Source organism: Pseudomonas sp. TH39(2020) (assembly GCF_016650715.1).
Lineage (GTDB): Bacteria > Pseudomonadota > Gammaproteobacteria > Pseudomonadales > Pseudomonadaceae > Aquipseudomonas > Aquipseudomonas mandelii_C.
Genome location: NZ_JAEKFF010000003.1, coordinates 560,277 through 583,734, shown reverse-complemented (window position 1 = coordinate 583,734; position 23,458 = coordinate 560,277). Strand labels below are relative to the sequence as shown.

The 23,458-nt window shown below is 56.1% G+C and carries 15 protein-coding genes and 1 pseudogene; all 16 read right to left on the bottom strand.

Annotated elements, in window-relative coordinates:
* Positions 1-8: 8 nt before the first annotated feature.
* Positions 9-947, bottom strand: a complete 939-nt coding sequence (locus JFU47_RS04915) for a PoNe immunity protein domain-containing protein (RefSeq protein ID WP_140892934.1) — start codon at positions 945-947, stop codon at positions 9-11.
* An 8-nt stretch (positions 948-955) separates the two neighbouring features.
* A pseudogene (locus JFU47_RS33485) lies at positions 956-2,519 on the bottom strand (hypothetical protein).
* On the bottom strand, positions 2,516-4,807 hold the full coding sequence (locus JFU47_RS04905) for a type VI secretion system Vgr family protein (RefSeq protein WP_201181474.1): 2,292 nt from the start codon (positions 4,805-4,807) through the stop codon (positions 2,516-2,518). Before JFU47_RS04905 ends, JFU47_RS33485 begins: the two are co-directional and overlap by 4 nt.
* A gap of 142 nt (positions 4,808-4,949) precedes the next feature.
* On the bottom strand, positions 4,950-5,888 hold the full coding sequence (locus JFU47_RS04900) for a carbohydrate kinase family protein (protein WP_201181472.1): 939 nt from the start codon (positions 5,886-5,888) through the stop codon (positions 4,950-4,952).
* Positions 5,889-5,901: 13 nt separating this feature from the next.
* The gene (gene xylB / locus JFU47_RS04895) at positions 5,902-7,398 is read right to left on the bottom strand and encodes a xylulokinase (protein ID WP_201181470.1); all 1,497 of its coding nucleotides are present in this window, start codon (positions 7,396-7,398) and stop codon (positions 5,902-5,904) included.
* A gap of 150 nt (positions 7,399-7,548) precedes the next feature.
* Positions 7,549-9,021, bottom strand: coding sequence for a mannitol dehydrogenase family protein (locus JFU47_RS04890; protein WP_201181469.1), 1,473 nt, complete (start codon positions 9,019-9,021; stop codon positions 7,549-7,551).
* A 16-nt stretch (positions 9,022-9,037) separates the two neighbouring features.
* A complete protein-coding gene (locus tag JFU47_RS04885) occupies positions 9,038-10,141 on the bottom strand; it encodes an ABC transporter ATP-binding protein (RefSeq protein WP_140678725.1) in 1,104 nt (367 codons plus the stop codon).
* A gap of 165 nt (positions 10,142-10,306) precedes the next feature.
* Positions 10,307-11,137 carry a carbohydrate ABC transporter permease gene (locus JFU47_RS04880; RefSeq protein ID WP_111450004.1) on the bottom strand — a complete coding sequence of 277 codons (831 nt, stop codon included), beginning with the start codon at positions 11,135-11,137 and terminating at the stop codon, positions 10,307-10,309.
* A 10-nt stretch (positions 11,138-11,147) separates the two neighbouring features.
* Complete coding sequence (locus tag JFU47_RS04875) at positions 11,148-12,074, bottom strand: carbohydrate ABC transporter permease (protein ID WP_024164558.1); 927 nt, start codon at positions 12,072-12,074, stop codon at positions 11,148-11,150.
* A gap of 152 nt (positions 12,075-12,226) precedes the next feature.
* The gene (locus JFU47_RS04870) at positions 12,227-13,537 is read right to left on the bottom strand and encodes an ABC transporter substrate-binding protein (RefSeq protein ID WP_201181467.1); all 1,311 of its coding nucleotides are present in this window, start codon (positions 13,535-13,537) and stop codon (positions 12,227-12,229) included.
* Positions 13,538-13,765: 228 nt separating this feature from the next.
* A complete protein-coding gene (locus tag JFU47_RS04865; RefSeq protein WP_201181458.1) occupies positions 13,766-14,671 on the bottom strand; it encodes an AraC family transcriptional regulator in 906 nt (301 codons plus the stop codon).
* A 126-nt stretch (positions 14,672-14,797) separates the two neighbouring features.
* Positions 14,798-15,661: a phospholipase gene (locus tag JFU47_RS04860; RefSeq protein ID WP_201181456.1), complete on the bottom strand. Its 864-nt coding sequence runs from the start codon at positions 15,659-15,661 to the stop codon at positions 14,798-14,800.
* 148 nt (positions 15,662-15,809) lie between these two features.
* Positions 15,810-17,105 (bottom strand): glycosyltransferase, encoded by a 1,296-nt coding sequence (locus JFU47_RS04855; protein WP_201181454.1) that lies wholly within the window; start codon positions 17,103-17,105, stop codon positions 15,810-15,812.
* 108 nt (positions 17,106-17,213) lie between these two features.
* Complete coding sequence (locus JFU47_RS04850) at positions 17,214-20,987, bottom strand: hypothetical protein (RefSeq protein ID WP_201181452.1); 3,774 nt, start codon at positions 20,985-20,987, stop codon at positions 17,214-17,216.
* A 338-nt stretch (positions 20,988-21,325) separates the two neighbouring features.
* Positions 21,326-22,831 (bottom strand): PhoPQ-activated protein PqaA family protein, encoded by a 1,506-nt coding sequence (locus JFU47_RS04845; RefSeq protein ID WP_201181450.1) that lies wholly within the window; start codon positions 22,829-22,831, stop codon positions 21,326-21,328.
* Positions 22,832-22,996: 165 nt separating this feature from the next.
* Entirely contained in the window at positions 22,997-23,356 is a 360-nt protein-coding gene (locus JFU47_RS04840) for a response regulator (RefSeq protein ID WP_201181448.1), read from the bottom strand.
* Positions 23,357-23,458 lie beyond the last annotated feature (102 nt).

The following is a 23,458-nucleotide window of genomic DNA, read 5'->3' as shown; positions in this document are numbered from 1 at the left end:
CGTTATCATTATTCTCCCGACCAATACCAAATAGTATCGCCCCAATGGGAGTCACTGAACCCTGGCATTATATCGCCTTGATTAAAGTGACGACGAGACTCTGCTTTTGCCGGCGTAAACCAATAGCCAGTTTTGCTACACGGTTGTCCTGCATCTACACGAGCAACCTGGGACCCATTGGTCGGTTGGTAATTTCTCGCGTATTCAACCAAGTCCTTTGGATAAACCATATGATTGATTTTTCTGTCATCAATCCCATAAAGGAAAGCGATAGCGCCCGCCTCGAACGCCCAGTATCCTACATAACTTCCTTCGTCGCCTTGCAAGTGTGAATCGTGCCAAGGGGCTTGCTTGAATGCGGCATACCATTGCTTGCAATAATTAGCTAATAACTGTGATGCTTCCTCTTTGTCGTCGGCATATATAGCTTCAAGCAAAGGGGTGTATACATCATGGAACCATTCATCTATGTTTTCACGATCAGGCAGGTGTTTGCGGAGCAAATCTTCATAAAGAGCATCTTCACCTCTGTAGTTCGCGTTATCTAACAGTTTGACAAATCTTGCTAGTAGGTCCTTTCTATGAAGTAATATGCACAAGCTAAAAACTTGCACGCACTCTTCAAATTCATCGGGCCAGTCATCGATGGCAAGTGGTGAAATGTTTTCAAGTGCTTCAGAGACTGAAAGTTTGCTTTGGCTCTCTTCGTATTTTGATATTAGATCTTCAAGTAGTGGTACTAGTGAAGCGATTTCCGCACCGGCTGTATAAGATATAAATAACTTTTTAAGTGCCAGATCCTTAAAGTGGCTTGCCCTTAGCGACGCCTCCTGTTCAGGAGAATCTGACTCAAATTTGTTGACTTTCCAGAACTCTTTCGTTTCCTCGCTATAAGCCAGGAAATTTTTGTATCTGGTCTCGCTAAGAAATTTTTGTCTTTTGTTCATGATGAATATTACTCAATGGTAAGTGAAGGTAATGCCCCGTGTCTTGAAGCAAGAGATTTTTTTCGCTTGTTCACAAAGGACTTAATTTCACTCTCGGCATAATGGAAAGCAGAATGGCTTGTATGGGTCTTTTCATCGCCATTGTTCAATCGAGCTACAGCGTGCTCTCTTGGGCTTTGTTCAGGATGGTATAAGGGGGCATAAAATAAATGCCGGCTATAAGAGCCCAAAACCTGATCAGTCAAACGTTCAGATACAGCATCGGGAATATTTTTCCTGATCCACTCTTTGCTCATTTGTACAAGTATAGGTCTTGCACTTTTAGCAGAGGTTTTGTTTTTTTTGTCGCTCGGAACTGATGGGTTTTTATACTTTGCAGATTTAGCTTTTTTCTTTCCAGTAGAGGCGTTCTGTTCGGGCTCTAGTGGTTCCAGCAGGTCATTAGGATCGGTAACCCCCGAAACTCCCAATTTTGAAGTAACACCAGGTTTACGGGTGTTATTGGGCTTGCGAAGGAACTTTGGACCGTCCTCGTCACGGCTTGCTTTAGCCTCGACAATCGCAAATTTTTTCCCGTTGTTTGTAGCAGGATTGGCGCGCCAGACAGCATCAATGCCGGTTCCATTAGCACCATCTGTCAACTTGTACAGAACATGATGAGCCTTGGGGCTTCCCCCTTGATAATTTCCCCATTTTATTCGCACTCGGCACCCCCTCAAGCCACTTCCCATCCGCCCCCTTATCATGCCCATCCCAATCCTTGCCCCAACCAAACTCCTCCGCACAAATGTAATCGGCAATGTGCTCCCCACTAACCCCCAACCCTTCATTCAAAATGCCGGACGGGGCCTGAAGGCCTACTTTGGAGGCCTCAACCTGGTTGGAATGGGTGCCGCTCGCACCATCGGTTCCCTTTGCCGCAACAGTCGAATCTTTGCTTGCAGGCTTTTCCACTCTTTTCGGGTGGCTCGACCCGGAGGAGGCCGCCGAACTATTGCGTTGCATCCCTTTCCATTTAACCAACCGCTTCTCAACAATCCCCACCATGGCGGGCATGTTGTCGCGGGAGGCGGCGAGGACGGTGACGACGGATGTTTTTGCCCAGTTTGGAAGGCTCTGGAAAGTCGACGAGCCTTTTACGCCGGTGATGATTTCGTCGAGTTCACCGCGCAGCTTTCCTGCATCGAATATTTGCTTGAGCAGTTCTTCGGGGCTGGTTTTGATCCCGCACTCTTGCAGTACGAAGCGAAGCAGGTCGAACAGGACCGGGGCGTAGCGTTGCGGGTCTTTGTTGACGATGCGCAGGCTCTTCTTCAGCCCGTCGCCCGGTCCTGGAACCCAGCCGATGACGGCCATCAGCAGGTCAAATTGCGCGTCTTCCTTTCCGTCCGTCGACTCTGCGTTGTAGAGGACGATTGAGGATTCGATGGTGTCGTAGGCGTCGATGGCCTGGCCAAGAAACGGCACTGCGCCGAGCGCGATGCCTTTTGCCAGTTCTACCGCGGCCTCTTGGTAAGCGGCGCTGCGGTCTTCGTCACCTTTGTTTGCGCTCTCAACTACTTCGTCACTCATGACAGCCTCCCTGCGGCTTTCTCCACTAATGCTTGTAAATCAACCTGGTCCGGGTCCAGGCCGAGCTTGCGTAAATCTGCGTTAACCTTTTCGTCTGAGTTCTGCACAATCGCTACGCTTTCACGGTTGTACGGCCTCGGATCCTCGCCGTAATACACCTTGGCCGGTCCTTTCGGAACGTCCTCCAACCGGGCGAAGCCGTCATCGTCGAGCACACCTTCACGGGTCGAGCCGTCCGCAAAGTCAACGCGGTAGGACGCGCCCGGCACGGGCTCAAGGTTGTCGTAGTGCAGGTTCAGTTCCAGCCAGGTCGGATTGGACTTGGCTTCTTTCATCAGGCGACCGGCGATGTCGGCAGCGGCGAGGCCTGGAATCAACGGGGCGAGGATACCGATGCCGGTGCCGGAACCTGGCCCGCCGCCGGAGTTGACCTTGACGTTGGCGCCACTGATCGTCACGCCCCCCGCATCCACTTTCACAAAGCTCCCGCCAGCCTTGGCCGTTAGCTCCATACCACCCTCAACCACAACCTTTTCCCCGGCGTTGTAGTGAATCTCCTGCCCAGCCTCAACAAACTGCGCCGTCCCCACCTTCACATGCTGAGTCACGCCAACGGTGAGGTGATCATCCGCCCGGGTTTCAGTCTTGCGGTCGAGGTGGGTGATGCGATGTTCTTCAACCTTGAATTCGCTTAAAACATTCGCCTCAACGGTGTCATGCCGCTCGTTGCCGACGCGAATCTTCTGGTCATGCTCAATGTTTTCATCCCAATCGCGCTGGGCGTGCAGATAAATCTGTTCCGCACCTTTCTTGTCTTCAATCCGAAACTCGTTGTAACCGTTGCCGCCCGGCGAGCTCAGGGTCTTGAACGTGCTGCGGGTTTTGTTCGCCGGCAGGTCGTAGGGGACGACGTTTTCCTTGTGGTACAGGCAGCCGGTGATCAGCGGCTGGTCGGGGTCGCCTTCCATAAACGACACCAGCACTTCCATGCCGATGCGCGGGATGGCGATGCCGCCGTAGGCGCTGCCGGCCCAGCCGGTGGCGACGCGCAGCCAGCAACTGGTTTTGTCGTCGGCTTGGCCTTCGCGGTCCCAGTGGAACTGGACTTTGACGCGTCCGTACTCGTCGCAGTGGATTTCTTCACCCGCAGGGCCGGTGACGATGGCGGTCTGGCTGCCCAGGACTTTGGGTTTCGTGTGTTCGAGGGCAGGGCGGAAGTGTGCGTCCCACGGGGTGGCGAGGAAGCGGTTGCGGTAGCCCTGGTGGAAATCGTCTTTGTTCTGGGTGACGTCGCTGGTGACGTTTGCGCCGAGCACTTGCGGCTGTTTGCCTTCGTGCACCACTTCCAGCAGCAGCCAGAGGTCGTTCCACTCGGCGCGCGGGTGTTCGCTCAGGGCCATGAAGTGGCCGCTGACCAGGGTGGGCTCGTCGCTTTTGCCTTCAGCAAGTTTGTAGTCGCTGCGGTGGCGTTCCAGGGCGCGGGTTGCCAGTTGCTTGCCGCGTTCGCGGTCGGTGAAGCGGCCGGGGTAGTCGTAGTCTTCCAGGTCCGGGGCGTACGTGCTTTTGGCGGAGCCCTCGGGCAGGATGCGCGGTTTCTCGAAGTCGTAATCGCGGCGGCTGACGCGGGTGGTACGGGTTTCCAGGCGCAGGTTGAAGCGCTTGATCACCGTTTTCTCGGCGGCCATGCCGGAGTCTTGCTGATAGGCGACGGGCGCGAGTTTGCGGAACACGGTCTGGTCATCGCCGAACACCAGTTTGTGGCCGCTGGCACTGTGCTGGAAGTGGAAGTGAATGCCTTCTTCTTCGCACAGGCGCTGGATGAAATGCAGGTCGGACTCGTCGTACTGCACGCAGTAATCGCGCTCGGGGTAGATCGCGCCGAGCTGGAAGCTGTAGGCGTCGGCCAGGATGCCGCGCGCTTCGAGGACCTGAGCGATGATCTTCGGCACACTTAAATGCTGGAAAATCTGCTGGTCATGGTTGTGCCGCAGGTAGGCGAGTTGCGGCGCCAGGCTGATGCTGTAGCGGGTCAGGCTTTTGCCGGAGTCGCCTTGCTCGATGCGGTACACAAGGCCGTGGATGATGCCTTTGCCGGTGGCGCCGAAGGTCAGGCAGCCGGGCTTGTGCAGCAACTCTTCGAGTTTCAGGTCGGGGCGCGCGCTGACCAGTTCGATGTCGAAGCAGAACGGCTGGTTGAGGGTTTCGCGACCGACGAAGCTGAGTACCTGAAGGTCAACGGAAACGCCTTCCAGCGTCAGGGAAATATGGGTTGCGTTCGCGTCCAGCATGCCTTTAATTCCGTCCTTTGAATAAGCTGGTGCGGATGGTGCAGGATTAAAGCGCCTCGTTCAAGGAAACGAACCGTCATTTACCGACTAAAGTCGTCTGTAGCCCGTAACAGCCCTTCGGTGTTGTGACCGGAACAATCAGTTAGGTGAGTTGCTGCCGATACGGCAAATCCGGCCCGGTCTTGCTGCAGGTCAGCGCCGCTGCCTGCACCGCGAACTTGAGCATCGCATCAATCTGCTCACGACTGAGCTGCTGCACGCCCTCAACCGAATCCAGCTGCTGCTCCGTCAGCCAGGTAATCAGCGCTGCCTGGAACGTATCGCCAGCGCCCACGGTGTCGGCGATTTTCACTGAACTCGCCGGTACCGACCAGGAGCCATGCTTACGGCTGAACACCGTCGCCCCCTCGCCCCCACGGGTCAGAAACACCAACTGACAGCGATGCTGCAGCCAGCCATCAATGACCCGTTGCGGATCCTGCTCGGGGTACAACAGGCTCAAATCCTCATCGCTGACTTTGATCAGGTCGGCCAGTTCAACCAAGGTGGCAACACGCGAACGCCACAGGTCGATATTCGGCTCAGGATTGAGCCGCACGTTGGGATCAAGGCTGATCAAGCGTTTACCGCTTTCCCGTTGCACCAATGCCAAGAGCGTGTCGGCAATCGGTTGCACCACCAGCGAAAACGAACCGACGTGCAGGCCGCGTACCTCAGGGCCCAGTTCCGGCAGATGCTCGGTTTTCAGCTGACGATCCGCGCAGCCTTCACCCCGGAAGCTGTAATGCGGCGACCCATTGGCACCGACGGCCACCATCGCCAGGGTCGTAGGCGCAGCGAAATCCACCAGGTAATCCGCGCGCACGCCTTCATCCTGCAGGACCTGCTGCAAGCGTCGACCGAGATAGTCGGTCGACAACCCGGCAAACAGCGCCGCGTCCACGCCTAAACGGCGCAAACCCACCGCCACGTTGAACGGCGAGCCGCCGGCAATCGCCTTGAAACTCACTTTTGAAGCCAGGCCGCTGGCGTCCTCTTCACTGAAGAAATCGAACAGCGCTTCGCCACACACCAGGTACATAGTTATTCACTCTTTAAAGGGTTGCGACATGCTTTTGATAGCGTTCGTAGACTTGCTGACAGGCCGCCACATTGTCTGCGATCGGCAAGGTTTCGCTGGTTGGGTCGAGCTTCACGCAGCGCTCGCAAATGTCCACCAGGCTGTCTTCATGCCCGTTTTCCCAGGACTTACACCACGCCGCCTGAATCGCGGCGCCAAGGGCTGCGGCTTCGCTTTGTTCGGTGCAGATGACTGGGGTGTTCATGATGTCGGCGACGATCTGCTGCCACACCGGGCTTTTTGAGCCGCCGCCGATCAGGCAAATGCTGCGGCTTTGTAAGCCATTCTGGCGCAGCAGGTCCAGTCCATAACGCAAACCGAAGGTCGCGCCTTCGACCACCGCGCGGCACAGGTTGGCCTGGGTCAGGTTGGTCATGGTCAAGCCCAGCAGGCTGCCGGTGGCATGGGGCAGGGCGGGGACGCGCTCGCCGTTGAGGAACGGCAGCATGCACACGCCTTCGGCACCGATCGGTGCTTGTGCGACGAGGTCGTTGAACTGCTCGATATCCAGCTCGAACAGCTCGCGAATTACCCCGGTCGCGTTGGTCAGGTTCATGGTGCAGATCAGCGGCAGCCAGCCACCGCTGGAGGAGCAGAACGTTGCGACGCAAGCGTCCGGACTGACTTTCGGCTGGTCCGCATAGGCGTACACCGTCCCCGAAGAACCGAGGCTCATGGTGATTGCACCGGGCTTGATATTGCCGGTGCCGATGGCGCCCATCATGTTGTCGCCACCGCCGCTGGAGACCAGCGCCTGCGGGTTGATTCCCAGGTGTTCGGCGATGCTCGGCAGGATCGTGCCGACGGCTTGATGAGCGTCGATCAGCTCCGGCAGCGCGGCTTGCAGTCGCCCGGTGGGATCGATGTCACGCAGTAGCTGCAAGTCCCATTGGCGGGTGCGCACGTTGAAATACCCGGTGCCCGAGGCGTCGCCGTACTCACTGCAACTGCGGCCGGTGAGCCAATAGTTGAGGTAGTCATGGGGCAGCAGGATGCGTGCGATGCGAGCGAAAATCTGCGGATGTTGTTCTTTGGTCCAGAGCAGTTTGGAGACGGTGTAGCCCGGCGCGATCACAACGCCGAGGCGTTCCAGGGAGCCTTTTTCGCCACCCAGATGGGCAAGCAGTCGGTCGTTTTCCGGGGTGGATTCGGTGTCACACCAGAGCTTGGCCGGACGCAGCACCTGGCCCTGATCGTCGAGCAGCACCAGCCCGTGTTGCTGGCCGGAAACGCCGATGCCGAGGATGTCCTGGCCGTCGACCTTCGCCGCCTGCAATGCACGGTGGGTGGCAAGCGCGAAGGCTTCCAGCCATTGCGAGGTGTCTTGCTCGCGGCGGCCATTGGCGCCACTGATCAGGCTGTGCGCGGCGGCACCCTGGCCCAGCACCTGACCGCTGACGGCGTCGAGGATGATGGCTTTGGTGCCTTGGGTGCCGCAGTCGATGCCGAGGAATAATTGTTGATTTGCCATGGAAGATCCTTGGTGTGTCAGGTCGATCTCGGTGAGGCCATTCGCGAGCAGGCTCGCTCCCACAGGAGGCCACGGATTTTTTGTCTCCAGCACCGATCCCATGTGGGAGCGAGCCTGCTCGCGAAGACGGAGGCAGACTCACCGCCGTGCTTAAGCCAACACCCGCTCCAACGTCCGCGACACGCCGACGTCACGCAAGCTGTTACAGCACCACTCAAACGCCGCCACAAATTCGGGCGAATGCGGGATCGCCGTACCAAAAATCTCCTCAACCGCCAGCAACCGCTGCGTGATCAACGCATCATCCGCCACCAACGCCTGACAGAACGCCGCCCGCGGATCAGGAATGCTGTAGGTATCGCCATTCTCGTCCACGCCCTTCAAATACAACGCCCAAGCCGCTACTACTAATGCCGCCCGTTTGGTCTCCTGCCCATCAGCAATCAATCGATTGATCGTCGGCACCGTGAACTTCGGAAACTTCGACGAACCGTCCGAACACACGCGCTCCAGCTGATCGGCAATCGCCTGGTTGGAGAAGCGCGCTTCCAGCGTGTTTTTGTACTCGGTCAGGTCAATCCCCGGCACGGGTGACAGTTGCGGCGTGACGTCCAGGTCCATGTAGGCACGCATGTAGCGCACGAACAGCGGGTCGTTCATGGTTTCGTGAACGAAGCGGTAACCTTTCAAAAAACCCAGATAAGTGAGTGCCAGGTGACTGCCGTTGAGCAGTTTGATCTTCATCTCTTCATAAGGCGTGACGTCGTCGGTGAACTGCACGCCGACCTTTTCCCAGGCCGGCCGACCATTGACGAACTTGTCTTCCAGCACCCATTGCACAAAGGGTTCGCAGACCACCGGCCAGGCGTCGTCGATAGCGTGTTTATCGTGCAGTTGCAGCTTGTGTTCGGTGCTGGTCATCGGCGTGATGCGGTCGACCATCGCGTTCGGAAAACTGACATGACTGGCGATCCAGTCCCGCAGATCGGCATCGCGCAGGGCGGCGAAAGCCAGTAACGCTTTGCGAGTGACCGCGCCGTTGTGCGGCAGGTTATCGCAGGACATCAAGGTGAACGCGGGCGTGCCGGCTGCACGGCGTTTGGCCAGCGCGGCGCAGAGAAAACCGAACACGGTTTTCGGTGCGCTCGGGTGTGCCAGGTCGTGCTGGATTTGCGGCAGTTGGGCCATGAACTCGCCGGTACTGTCGTCGATGCAGTAGCCGCCTTCGGTAATGGTCAGCGAAACGATACGGATTTCGGGGCTGGCGAGTTTGTCGATCAGCGCTTGTGCGCCGTCTTCGGCCAGCAGCATGTCGCGAATCGCGCCGATGACCCGAACTTCGGTGTCGTCGGTATCGCCCAGCTCGAACAGGGTGAAGAGGTAATCCTGCTCTTTGAGATCGTCCCGGGCGCGACGATCCTCGGCGCGCAGGCCGACGCCGCAAATCGCCCAGTCCAGGTCTTCGCCGGTATTCATCAACGCATCGGTGTAATACGCCTGATGTGCCCGGTGGAAACCGCCGACGCCGATGTGCGCGATGCCTTGGCGGGTGTCGCTCAGGGTGTAGGCGGGCAGGACCACCTCGGGGGCGAGGCGGTTGAGGTTCTGTTTATTGAGTTTCATCACGTGCTCTCTAAAATCAGGCCGCAGCGCGCAACGGGCGGGTCAGCGCCACGCCGTCGGCATCGAATAAATGGCAGTGCTCGGCGTCCAGGTGCAGGCTCAGCGATTCGCCATAGCGGCTGGCCAGGTCGCCGCGAACGCGCATGGTCAGCGCTTCGCCGGACGAGGTCACCACGTGGCAGAAGGTGTCGCTGCCCAGGCGTTCGCTAACGTCCGCCGTGACCTGCAAGGTGCAGTCGCCGGTTTGCGCGAGATTCAGATGCTCCGGGCGAATGCCCAGGGTCACCGCACCACCGACGCTCAGGTTGGCGCCGCTCAGCGGCAACGTGATGCGGGTGCCGGCGTCCAGCAGCACTTCGCAGCTCTGGCTCTCGACGCGGGTGACTTTGCCCTTGAGGAAACCCATTTTCGGCGTGCCAAGGAACCCGGCAACAAACAGGTTGGCCGGCTGGTGATACAGGTCCAGTGGCGAGCCGACTTGTTCGACTTTGCCACCATTGAGTACCACGACTTTGTCGGCCATGGTCATGGCTTCGACCTGGTCGTGGGTTACGTAGATCATCGTGGCTTTGAGTTCTTTGTGCAGTCGCAACAGTTCCAGGCGCATCTGCACCCGCAGGGCGGCGTCGAGGTTGGACAGTGGCTCGTCGAACAGGAAGATCTTCGGATTGCGTACGATGGCGCGGCCGATGGCCACGCGCTGACGCTGGCCGCCGGACAACTGTTTTGGTTTACGTTCGAGCATCGGCCCAAGTTCGAGGATGCGCGCCGCTTCGCCGACTTTCTTCTCGACTTCGGCTTTCGGTACGCCAGCCAGATCGAGGGCAAACGACATGTTTTTGCGCACGCTCATGTGTGGGTACAGGGCGTACGTCTGGAACACCATCGCCAGGTCACGCTTGGCCGGGCTGACTTCGGTGATGTCGCGGCCATCGAGTTCGATGGTGCCGCCGCTGACTTCTTCCAGGCCGGCGATCAGTCGCAGCAAGGTGGATTTGCCGCAGCCCGACGGGCCGACGAACACCACGAACTCGCGGTCGTTCACTTCCAGGTCGATGCCTTTGATGATGGAAAAGCCTTCGAAGCCTTTTTGCAGATTCTTGATTTTCAGGTTGGCCATGATGATGGGCCTCCACTTGTTGTTATTCAGTTGAGCCGTGCGGGCTTTTTTGTGGGAGTGAGCCTGCTCGCGATGAGGCCGTGTCAGTCAACATCACTGTTGAATGACACTCCGCCATCGCGAGCAGGCTCGCTCCCACAGTGGATCGCGTTGAGTCGGCGATCTTCATTTCACGGCGCCGAACGACAGGCCGCGGACCAACTGTTTCTGGCTGATCCAGCCGAAGATCAGGATGGGCGCGCAGGCCAGCGTCGACACCGCCGATAACTTGGCCCAGAACAGACCTTCGGGACTGGAGTAGGAGGCGATCAACGCGGTCAACGGCGCGGCTTTCGACGAAGTCAGGTTCAAAGACCAGAACGCCTCGTTCCAGCACAGGATCAGCGACAACAGCACCGTGGACGCCAGGCCGCCCTTGGCGATCGGCAGCAGCACCCGGACCATTTCCTGCCACAGCGTGGCACCGTCGAGGCGCGCGGCTTCGAGGATGTCCTTGGGGATGTCTTTGAAGTAGGTGTAAATCATCCAGACCACGATCGGCAGGTTGATCAGCGTGTAGATCACGATCAGCGCGATGCGCGTGTCCAGCAGGCCGAAACTCTTGGCCAGCAGGTAGATCGGCATCAGTACGCCCACCGGCGGCAGCATCTTGGTCGAGAGCATCCACAGCAGCGTGCCTTTGGTGCGCTTGGTTTCGTAGAACGCCATCGAGTAGGCCGCCGGCACCGCGATGAGCAGGCACAGGGCCGTGGCGCTGAACGAAATCACCACCGAGTTCCAGGCGAAACTGAAGTAATCGCTGCGCTCGTTGATGTGCAGGTAGTTCTCCAGCGTCGGCGTGAAGAGGAACTGTGGCGGCGTGGCGAAGGCGTCGATTTCGGTTTTGAAACTGGTCATCACCATCCAGAAGATCGGGAAGAAGATCAGGATTGCGATGGCCCAGGCCAGGGTGCCGAGCAGCAGGCTTTGCAGACGGCGGGATTGTTGAAGGGTCATGGCGCAGGCCTCAGGCTTTGTCTGTCAGGTTTTTGCCGATCATGCGCACCAGCACGATGGCCGCGATGTTGGCGATCACCACCGCGATCAAACCACCGGCGGACGCCATGCCGACGTCGAACTGCACCAGCGCCTGGTTGTAGATCAGGTAGGCAAGGTTGGTCGAGGCGTAGCCGGGGCCGCCGTTGGTGGTGGTGAAGATTTCGGCGAACACCGAAAGCAGGAAGATGGTTTCGATCATCACCACGACGGCAATCGGCCGTGCCAGGTGCGGCAAGGTCAGGTGCCAGAAAATCGCGATCGGCCCGGCACCGTCGAGGCGCGCGGCTTCTTTCTGTTCCTGGTCGAGGGACTGCATGGCGGTCATCAGGATCAGGATGGCGAACGGCAGCCATTGCCAGGACACAATGATGATGATCGACAGCAGCGGGTAGTGCGCCAGCCAGTCCACCGGCTGCGCGCCGAACAGCTTCCAGACGTAGGCGAGAATCCCCGACACCGGGTGGAAAATCAGGTTCTTCCAGATCAGCGCACCGACGGTAGGCATGATGAAAAACGGCGAGATCAGCATCACCCGCACGATACCGCGACCGAGAAACTCACTGGCCTCCAGCAGCGCACTGATCAACACGCCGAACACCACGCTGATCAGCAGCACGCTGCCAACCAGCAACAAGGTGTTGGTGGCGCCGGGCAGGAAACCCGAGTCGCTGAGGAAGTAGCTGAAGTTCTCCAGCCCCACGAACGCGTTCTCGCCGGGGTAGAGCAGGTTGTAGCGGATCAGCGAGAAGTACACGGTCATGCCCAGCGGTACGATCATCCACAGCAGCAACAACGCCACCGAGGGGCTGACCAGAAACCAGCCGGGGTTGGCCAACCGGCTTTTACGCACCGGTTGGGGAATGTCCATGTGAGCTTTGGCAGTTGAAATATTCATGGCGATAGAACCGATTCATGCAGACCAATGAAGATCTAATGTGGGAGCGAGCCTGCTCGCGATGGCGGTGTATCAGTCACCCGCAATGTCGAATGGGAGGTCGTCATCGCGAGCAGGCTCGCTCCCACAGAAGGCGGGAGCAGGTTGCGGGGTTACTTGGGGTAACCGGCGCGCTTCATTTCACGTTCGGTGGTTGACTGAGCAGCGGTCAGGGCCTGGTCGACCGTGGTCTGGCCGATCAGTGCTGCCGAGAACAGCTTGCCGACCTGGGTACCCACGGCCTGGAACTCAGGAATGGTCACCAGCTGGATGCCGATATAGGGCACGGGTTTGAGGGTCGGCTTGCTCGGGTCCGCGGCTTTCAGCGACTCGAGGGTCACCTTGGCGAACGGCGCAGCTTTCATGTACTCATCGCTGTACGTCGAGGCGCGGGTACCTGGCGGCACGTTGGCAATGCCGTCTTTCTCTGCAACCAAAGCACCGTATTCCTTGGAAGTAGCCCAGGCGCTGAAGGTTTTCGCGGCGTCCTTGGCCTTGGAACTGGTCGGAATCGCCAGCGCCCAGGAATACAACCAGGCCGAGCCCTTGTCGGTGGTCTCGTGCGGTGCGTAGGTGAAGCCGACGTGGTCGCTGACCTTGCTTTGGGTCTTGTCGGTGACGAACGAGCCGGCAACACTGGCATCGACCCAGATCGCGCATTTGCCGCTGTTGAACAGCGCGAGGTTTTCGTTGAAACCGTTACTCGACGCGCCAGGCGGGCCGGATTTCTTCATGGTATCAACGTAGAAGTTGAGCGCGTTTTTCCACTCGGGGCCGGTGAATTCCGGCTTCCACTGCTCATCGAACCAGCGCGCACCGTAGGCGTTGGCGACGGTGGTGATCAGCGCCATGTTCTCGCCCCAGCCGGCCTTGCCGCGCAGGCAGATGCCGTACTGTTCTTTATCCTTATTCGTGAGTTTGCTGGCGAATTCGCTGATCTGGGTCCAGGTCGGGCGCTCGGGCATGGTCAGCCCGGCTTCCTTGAACAGATCGGTGCGGTAATAGGTGATGGAGCTTTCGGCATAGAACGGCAGGGCATACAGCGAACCCTTGACCGACAAGCCTTCACGCACCGATGGGAACACGTCGTCGAGGGCGTAACTGGCCGGCAAGTCCTTCATCGGCTCCAGCCAACCTTTGGCGCCCCAGAGTGCGGCTTCGTACATGCCGATGGTCAACACATCGAACTGCCCGCCCTGAGTAGCGATGTCGGTGGTCAGGCGTTGGCGCAGCACATTTTCTTCCAGCACCACCCAATTGAGCTTGATGTCCGGATGCTCGGCCTCGAAGGTTTTCGAGAGTTTTTGCATGCGGATCATGTCGCTGTTGTTGACGGTGGCGATGGTCAGGGTCTGGGCGCCGAGGCTGACGCAGCTGAGGGTCATGCAGGTGAGGGCAAGCAGAGCTTTTACAGAAGGTTGCATCGTGCACTCCTTTTCTGCACCCGGCGGGTTACAGAAGGACAGTTATTGTTTTTGTGTCTTCCGACGGCAGGAAGAATGTGCACTGATTACAGCCTTCTATTGATGACGTGACAAATCATCCATCGCACTTAGATCGATACTATTTTGCACTGGTGTTTGGAGGGAGAGGTGCAGGGAACGGCTTTTTAGCGGTTAGACCCTATAGATTCTGTACAGGTTTTCAGGCGTTTAACCGGGATTTTGCTCAGTTAACCGTTGCACGGCCAACCGACGGTAATGCGACGGCGTCATGCCCTTGAGTTGCTGAAAGCGCCGATTGAAATTGGAAATATTGTTGAAACCCGATTCGAAACACACATCGGTTACCGGTTTGTCACCGTCGGCCAACAGCTCACAGGATTTGCTGATGCGCAGCCGATTGACGAACTCGATGAAGCACCGGCCGGTGGCTTGCTTGAACACTCGGCTGAAATAGGTCGGCTTCATGCCCAAGTGCTCGGCGACTTCTTCCAGCGGCAGTTCCCGAGCGTAATGCGCGAAGATGTAATCCACCGCCCGGTTAGTGCGATCGATATTGTGCTCGTCGGCCAATTGCGGCGTCGTGGCCCCAGACAGCAACTGAAAGTCGTCAGAGGCGGCCAGCAACTCCAGCAGAATGAAAAAGTGCCCGAGGCGTGTCACACCTTTGGTGTCGGCGATGCGCTGCATCAAGGTCATGGCCTGGCGGATGGTGCGCTTGCAGCGAAACTCGATGCCGTACTGGGCGCGCTCCAACAGCGGTGCCAGCGTTTTGAGCTCGGCAAACACCAAGTGGCCGCTGTCGAATAACTCATCCGTGAAGTTGACCAGCATGTCGCGCTTGGGCACCACTTCGTCTTCGGCCACCTGGCTGATCCAGTTGTGGGGCAGGTTGGGGCCGGTGAGGAACAGCGATTCCGGATAGAAGTTACCGATGTAGTCGCCGATGAACACTTTGCCGGAGCTGGCGACGATCAGGTGCAGTTCGTATTCCTTGTGAAAATGCCAACGCACCAAAGGGCAGGGAAATCCGTGCTGGCGATAGATGATGGACAACCCGTTATGGTCGTCCATCAGTTCGTAGGAGGGGTCTGTCACGCGGGCTGTTCGGGTCATGTCAGGGTGCTTTTCTTGTTATCGCTATTCGATCATGCCTCTTTTGGCGCCTGCTGTGCCAGCCTGCCACGACTTTCGCTTAGGCCTGCTCGTGCAGCCTGTCTCCGTAAACGGGCGCGAAAATTGTTAATTTCGCTTGCTCGCTTTCGTCAGGTTTACAGTTCGGCAATAAGAGACAATGTTGGACTCTTCAATAAAATCGACGTTGATGATGTTGCACTTTGACGCCCAGTCGCTTTTCTTCGGATCGAACCAGGAATTAAGCTTGTCATGAATATCCACGGGGCCACCGAGAGCGCTGTAACTGGTGGCGGAAAGCGACCACGGCGTCCATGTGCCCGGCGGGTATTTCAGCACATTAATAATGTGCTTTTCCAAGTTCGCGGTACTGGTAATACCGCTGCCAGACCATTTGTGCCCGATCTGCTCGTGAAATACATTTCGATCAAGCGCACTGTGCCATGGGGCCGCGACCAAAATTCTTTGTTCAGAGCTAATTTGTTTGAGTTGACGAAGACTCAGAGACCGGTTTTGGGTAGGGATTATGCGATGGCCGAGAAAGTGCATCATCATTCTGTTGAAGTAAGCGAAATCAAACTGATCCCCCTTCAGGTCATGAAAGTCCAGGATGATGAATTCGTTGGGGTTCTCCTGAAGAAAGTCTTCCACGTCGGTTACAAGGTGCCCCAAGGTACGACCATTGCGGTAACTGTTGTGATGAATGCAGAATTTCCCGAGTCCCGGCGCGCCAGCGTCATACATTAAACGGATATCGAGTGCTCGAGAGCCGTGCTTCAGCTGGGCATAAAACGATTGGTGCTGACAGGCGAGCCAGTGGGCGCCTGGAATCAGCGGCCAGGATGCTTTCCAGTCGCTGCCCGCGTTATGGGTGCCTGGCAGCGTCAATTCGCTGAGCGACAATGTATCAATTGCCGGAGTAGCGGCCATCCAGTTGTTAAGTGTGTGGTTGTTCTGAACAAAGTTGTCCATTTGATGCGTCCTTGCATTGATTTATTATAGTAGGTCGTTGTGCCGAACTTAACTAAACAAGTTAAAGTTCGGTCGGGTATTTATAGGAGGGGTATTAAGCTTGGTCAATAATAGTGGTAATGCAAAATGTTTGTTGTTGGAGTAAGAGCTATGACGGATTTCGATTCTTTGCCTCAATCCATTGCGCCATGTATTGCGTACTTTTGTGATGGTGATGACGCAACATGCTACCCGTAAAATTATCACTTCTAAGTTGCGTCAGGTGTTGTTGGCAGTACACCAGCTTTTCGATCAATGCCGGGCCATGTTCGGACTGCCGATAACGATCGGCCAGCAATGTCTTCCCTTGGGATTGGGCGTTCGTCCACAGAGCCTCGTCCTTGTACAGCTGAACCGCGCAATCGGCGAACGCCTGTGCTGTTCGGGTCACAGCCCCCGGCCAGAGATGTTCGCCATGCATCGCTTCTGCGCCGATTGGTGTTGTGATCGTGGGCGTGCCACACAACATGGCGTCGACAATCTTGCCTTTGATGCCGGCACCGAAGCGTAAAGGTGCCAGGCAAATCCGTGCACCAGACATGACTTCTAACGCGTCTTCCGCCCAGTTCATCACATGAAAACCCTGGCTGGCGTTGTGCAGCGCAGTCGCCTTGGGCGGCGTGTAAGCACCGTAAATGTGCAATTGAGCCTTTGGCAGTTGTTGGCGGATCAGCGGCCAGATCGTGGTTTTCATCCAGAGCACCGCATCCCAGTTGGGCGCATGACGGAAGTTGCCGATGCTGAGAAAGTGCGCGCGGTCTTCAAAAGAAACCGGTGGCACGCTCGGTAGATCGACCATCAGCGGGCACCAGTGCAGCAAGTGGCGCGGCATCTTGAATTGCTCGACCAGCAACTCGATCTCTATTTCGGAAATCATCAGATTCAAGTCGCAACGATAAATCGCTGCGATTTCCCGTTTGGCCAGATCGGTCTCGGCCATGAGCTCAAACTCTTCACGTAACGCCGGCGCGAACAGTTCATTGAAGTCATTGGCGTCGTCACTAGCCTTCAAACGCTCCTTGAGGCGTTGATGGCGGGCATCTCGCAGGCTTTGCAGGTCGGAGGTCTCAAGCACGCGCAAGGCATCGGGGCAGTGTTTCTCGACGCGCCAGCCGAACTGTTCTTCCATCATGAACCGATCGAACAGAACGATATCCGGGTCCAGTTCGCTGATGAACGTGTCGAAACTGCTGTTGTTCAATTCGATCGGGACTTCGCGAATGCCCAAGACCGTCAGGTCTGCCCGGTGTTCGCCGGTGCCGGCCGGGCTACTGAACGTAATGTCCCAGCCTTGCTGCAAGAAGGTCTCGAGAATTTGCATCATGTGCCCACCGGCCGCTGAAGAGCGGGGCTCGGGCCAGACATAACCAATGACCAGGACTTTGGTTGCGTGGGGCTGGGTCATGAACAGTGATCCTTTGCAGCAAGCGAGGGGGCAAAAAAGGGCGCAATTAAACCACAGTACAGTAGTGGTCGCATGCGCCTGGTTTCAGTAACTCGGTATGTCTGGAACTCAGAGAATGTTGATTTTTACCAGTGTCTGCCCACTGATGTATCCATGGTTGGCATTTTTGAGTGCCGCTTTCATGGTCGCTATATTCTGCTGATACGCTTGCTTGTTGGTCTTTAATTGGCTTAGCAGCGATGTCGTCAATGCAAACGAGTCGGCATTTTTAAACGCCGTGCCGCGGTTGTAGTTAGTATTTGGAAAACTCGGCAGGCCCATGGATGTCTTGCCGTTGGCGAGATTCAGGAGTGGACTTACGTCCAATTGCTGAGAACCACGCTGAAATATTCCGCTGTCTTCAGCGTAGGCGAAATCTTTGGTTTTCGGCGTGCCGTGGAAAATTTCATGAACGAAAGTATCGGCAGTGACGCCCGGGTTGAAATGATCCCTGCGATAAGCCTCGTTGAAGTTGTTGCTGTGGACCCGGAAGAATTCGTTATTGGCATTTTGCGCCTTGTTGCCGGTCTTCCAATCGTTGTAGAGCCCCCAATGCAGCTCGGCTACTGCGTCGCTTTCTTTACCGCTGTCGAAGATGAAGTTGCCGGGTTTGATAGTTGAAAGATCCTCTTTGACTGCAATCAGGTAGTCGCGGTAAGTACTTCGGGCAGCAGAAGAGTCATTCGCAAGCAGAAGGTCAAGAGCCGCATTCGATTCCTGAACCAGCGTTGGGTCATTCAATACGTTGATGGCATCGTCTACTTTTCTGCTGGCGAGTGGTAAACCTTCTTTGATCACTGTACGAGCGTAGCTATTAGGCATGACTTTATGCCAGCGTGGGGTGGGCAGTTTAAGTTTGAAATCAAAACCCTTCAGTTTGGCACCCCAAGGTTCGCCAAATCGGTTCAGAGCGTACCATTCGTCATTGTGGCGTATACCCCATACCTGGAAGGTATCCAGGGAAGTTTGCGCGGGGCGCCAGGTTCCCAGACGAATGATGTCTGGATCGACGGCTTTGGCCAATTGCTTGAATGGAGGCTGACCCGTCAACTGGCGAAGATCGGAAATGGCGTTTTCCAAGGCCGCAACACTCCCGTTAAAACCTTTGCGCAACAGTTTTGCGCCACCTATAAGCAAATCCGTGACGCCATCCAGCGGATTTAGCAAGCTGCTCACCAGGCCCAGGCCAGTCTTGGCCATGGCGCTGGCTTTCGTTGCAAGGGTCATGCTCCTGACGGCAAGACTGGCTACCTTAGCGATGACCCCGACCACCAACAGAAGTGTCATCGCCGCTTCCAGGGTGCAGGCAGCTACTCCTTGGAACTGTCGATCCGGATCGTCTGAACTGATGTCTTCAATGCATGATTTGAACGGTACGATAATATTGAGAAACGTGTTCAACCCTTGTTCGCGTTCTGCGCGCAATGCTTCCAGCCGGGTTTGTCCCCAACATTCTTTTACCAACTCATCGTAGATTGCGATTGGCCGGTGCTTGAGCACGAAGTTCACGAGCGGGTCGAATTCACTTGAATAGAAACTTTGGTAATAGCCTTTGCTTTCAATGTTCGAAGGCAGGGGTGTCGCTGATAGCTCACCGATTTTTTCAATAACGCCACGACTGGTATTGACGAGGCCAGGTGTAACTCCATGGGTGTAGCACTCGATGTCCGTGGGCAGTTGATGCACCGGTGCCGGGTGGAAGTGGTTTTCTTTAATGGTGCGGGGGCTTGTATGTAACAGGTTCTCCCTTTCGATCAGCTCAGTCAGTTTCGTGTTTTCACGGCAGACTCCGTGCAAGGTGAACAGCTCATAACAACTCAGTCGTCCTTCGAATAAGGTACACATCACCACACCGTAACGACCGGTGGCCTGCTCTTTGTCTTTCTGACTCTCCATGGGAACCCGATTCGGCACTTTCAGTATGACATCAAGGGTTGACGATATTGGATTCATGGGGGGGCGGGTGATTGGATGAAGAGTGGCGACTGAAGGCCTTATAGAGAATATCGTCACCTGTCCGTGCAGCAGCCGAGCCCGATCAGGAAGTGGCAAGGATGTAAGGGCCAGTTTCAAATGCGTGCTCATGGCCTGTGTATGCGGCACATAGTTTCGATTGAATTGGCGGTAAAACTCTCCATCCGGAGAAATCAGATTGGGGAGCATCTTTGGAAACGCTTTATAAATACTCTCTCCATGCTTCAAGTCCCAATCACCTGTCTGCAGGTCGTTGGACATGAGCAGGTCTACAGGGGATATGAGGAACGGTTTGGCATAGGCGTCTTCCAGCGTTCGATTGCGCTTTTGGTGAAGGACGTCATCTTCAAGATAGGTGCATCCCTTGGCGACTTGCTGGAGGATGTCCAGGGCGACGCTCTTGCGGGTCGGCAAGGGGCGAGACAACGTTTCAGCCGTTTCAGCAAAGGTTTTCGCATGGCGGGCGTAAGCGGCCACTGCCACTTCAAGCGAATCCTTGACCGACCGGTTCACTTCATCATGGGTGACGATACCGTTGAGCAACGCCCAGTCGATCACTGGATCTACAGCAGCCAAGGCATTGAGTGCCTGTTGCGACTCGGTGACTGGGTCGGACTTCATCAGGTGTTGTATTTGCGCATGGGTCATTGAGCGCGACGATCCCGGTGAAATGATTTCCTGCACCGCGATGGTCCGGCAGTAATCAACCCATTGCGGGGTGCCTAATAGCAGAGTAGGCGGCAAGTCCTCGACCAGGAACTCCGGCGCGGTGCCGGCCAGCAATAAATGCGAGGCCAGTGCCGCGTTATGTTCAGTGATCCCGTGGTTATCGATCAGGTGTCTTTCGAATTCCGTTTGAACACTGGCGAAAGACTTCTCTATGTGTTGGGCTGCATAGAGATCGAAACCGGCCACTTGATTGCGCGGCTCTTGCTCCCCGACCATCGGATGGAGGTCCAACAGTAGCGCGGTCAAAAGTATTTGCTGGAGAGACTCATCCGATAAGGACTGATGATCTTGCGCACCATACCAATCCAGGTCCCGTACAAAACTTTTTGCCCAGATTAGAGCAATGGAGCTGGAAACAAGTGTTTTCAGATAATACTCCGCACCCGCTCGTTTGAAGGGAGTGGATCGTCCACCCAGAATAGTGTCTGACAGATGCTCCAGTAATGACTTGCCTTTGGTGTGTTCCTTGATAAGTGCTCGAAGTCGGCTGCACTGTGCTGATGACATAGTGAGCGAATTGTTTTCCCCGACCTGTATCATTTCCCAATAGTTACCGAATGGCGGACTGACGGGATGTTGCTGTTCCAGGAATGCAATCAGGTTCTGGGCATCGATGAGCGTCCGAGGGAGGAGGTAACGATGGAATCTCAACCATTGTGTCATGCTGACTTGATCATCAAGGGTGACGACGCCACCGGTCAATTGCGCCATTTCAACCAATACAACAAAGTCATCGTTCAGATCCGGAGCCAGTTTGAATGCACTCTCGAAACTCAGGGTTCTGCCTGCGTAGTGTGCCTGAACCTGACCATTAGCGGTGACTTCAATCAGTGAATGTTCAGACAGCTGGAGTTTCATCAAAAGATTTTTGAAAGAGGATTTTTCGACCATGTTTCGCAACATGACTCTTGCGGGCTGGAGAGCTTCTTCTAGCGATGAACCAGACTCCAGGGAGATGGAAGCACCCTCCAGACTGACTTCCTTGGAATCACTGTAGTCTTGCGCGCGACGCTTTAATTTGCTGAGAAGCTCCAGGCGTTCGATATTGTCTTTTTGACTGTTGTGATCTTGTGGCGGGATATAAGATGAAGGTCGTGATAAGTGTCGTTGAAAGGTATTGGTTGTGTTTCTATTGGTCATGGTAAATCCATTTATCTCTGGGTGGTATGTTTGAGGCATCCTCTTTTAATGTTTGAGTGATGGCAAGTTGGCGTATGTAAGTGTGTGTTGCATTTGTCTGAAAATAATTATGGCTTTAGTTGGTTTTCATGTTGTCAGTGTGCAAAATTTTTCGCTGTAACTGGCAATAGCTCAGGTGATTTTAAATAATGCTTTCCACTTTATTCCGCAGTGATCAATGGAAAACGGCTTGCCGATCACGTGCATGCCGTCAGGCGCAAGAAAATGGATGACCGAGAACAGTCTAGGAAACACGACAACCCCACAGAGCAAAAGGGTTGAGATTGTCGTGTCTTGATTTACTGACCCGGGGTGGCAGGTAGCGTTCTGCAAAACGCCTCATCGGCGGGTGGTGCCTGATTCGGATACGTATCCGGAAGAACCTTGACCATCGTCGTTTCGACAACGCCGTCCGCGTACTCAGCTTCGAAGAACTCTGCGCTCCAACCCACCTTCGGAGCACGGAGAGTCGTCTGGACGTCCGTTGAGGCCGGCAATTGTGCTGCGGTGTAGCGCACGCCGCAGTTGTACCGGAAGTCCCGAGCCTTCGGGTTGTGGGCTGTCCACCGGGTCATCCTGATCGGTATTTCGGACAAGGTCAGGTGCAACTGGGTCGATGCGGCGTCCAGGCGCTGTTCCTGTGTCTTTAACCTTGGTGCGGTATTGCCGGTCTGCCGCCGCTTGATATAAGGAATCAGGTTCGCTTCAACAAACGCCCGCACATCGTGGGCGGAATTGGGAATGACCCGAAGTGTATTGTCACCCGGCAGGTCCACAAGATACTGGCGTGAAGCATCCGGGATGAAGAAGTCATCGCCACTGGCGTTGACGATGTATTTCGGGATCTTCAAGCGGTCGGTGTAGCCGGACAGATTCCGATAGGTCATCGGATCTTCGACCTGCATCAGCTTCTTGAACGGCTCGGTCTCGCGTTGGGCGATCACACCTTGCATGTAGTAGTCGATGTACGCCAGTGGCCAGTTACGGCCGTAGGCCAGAAACGTCTGCTCGAACACTTTTTCCGTGTTCAAGACGTCGATGACAAACGGCACGATGCTATCGACGCGTGAGTCCGCAAGGGCGGACAGCCATACCGCCCAACCGCGTTTCGACGCGCCGGTGGCCAGAAAACTCACCACCTGGCCTGGCTGCGTTTCCTTTTGCGTCAGGTCCATGGCCTTGACCAGCGCTTCCATCATCGGCACATGCAGCGACATAAAGGGCTGTTGTTCCGGGGCCTGCATGAACAGTTTCCAGCTGTGGGCAACACTGCCATCTTCTGTGCGCGGCACGCCGTCATCGCTGTAGGTCAAATACTGGTTAGGGACATTGCTGACAGCCACGACGATCAAACCGGTTTGCCGGGCAATGTTGAGCAGTGTTTGCTGTGAAAAGTTGTTGGGTGCTCCTGGAGACTCTCCGGGCAAAGGATTGTTGACGCCGTCGTTGGCGACCAGCACAGCGCGCGTCCCCTTGACGTTGTCGGGAATGTACAGGTCGACGCCATGAATCCAGTCTGCGGGGGCGACTTGACCGCCCTGGCCCCAGGACTGTGACGTCAGCTCGAAGCGTCGGATGTTGACGCCGGGCTGTTGCTCTTGTCCTTTACTGATGTAGCGCAGCGGTTGCGTCGCTTCGGCTTTGCGATAGCAGCTCAATACCTCGCTGAACGCCTGTCCGCTCTGTTCAAAGCAGTGCTGGGGATTGTCGGAAGAGGCTGACTGGCAACCATATCCGGCGACGAGCATCAGCAATAATCCGCTGATTTTCAAATAACGTGCGTAGCGTTCGGTTCGATTCGGCATGGACTCGGTTCCTTATGAGTGGGATCACCGGTCCAATCAAACGCGAGGCGGGCGGCCTTTTCTACTGTCAGAGTTGACAGGTCAGCGCCCAAAAACGCCGAAAAATGCAGCCTTACGTCGGTTTATGCAGAAACGTGGAGGGGCCAGGAGCCCCAGCAAGCTGCCTCAGGTCAGCATGCCTTTGACCTTGTCGCGCAACTGATCAATGGAAAACGGTTTACCAATCACGTGCATACCTTCGGGCACATCAATACTTTCGGCATAACCGCTAGCAAACAGGATGGGCAGCTCGGGGCGCAGCATCCGGGCCTGGGTGGCCAGTTCACGGCCGTCCATCACCGGCAGCCCCACATCGGTCATCATCAAGTCGATGTACTGATCTTCATCGTTGAGAAACTCCAGCGCCTGTTCGCTGCCATCAGCCTCGAGCACCTTGAACTCGAGTTCCTCCAGCACATCGACAATCAGCATGCGCACGATGGCGTCGTCTTCGACGACAAGGATGATGGACGCGGTGGCGGACATAGTGGGGTTCTCAGAGGTTGAGTTCGCGGTTGTCGGTCGATCGAAATCGCCGGGCTCTTGCTTGAGTAAGTGACGGAACGCGACAAGTTCCCACGCGGTAGA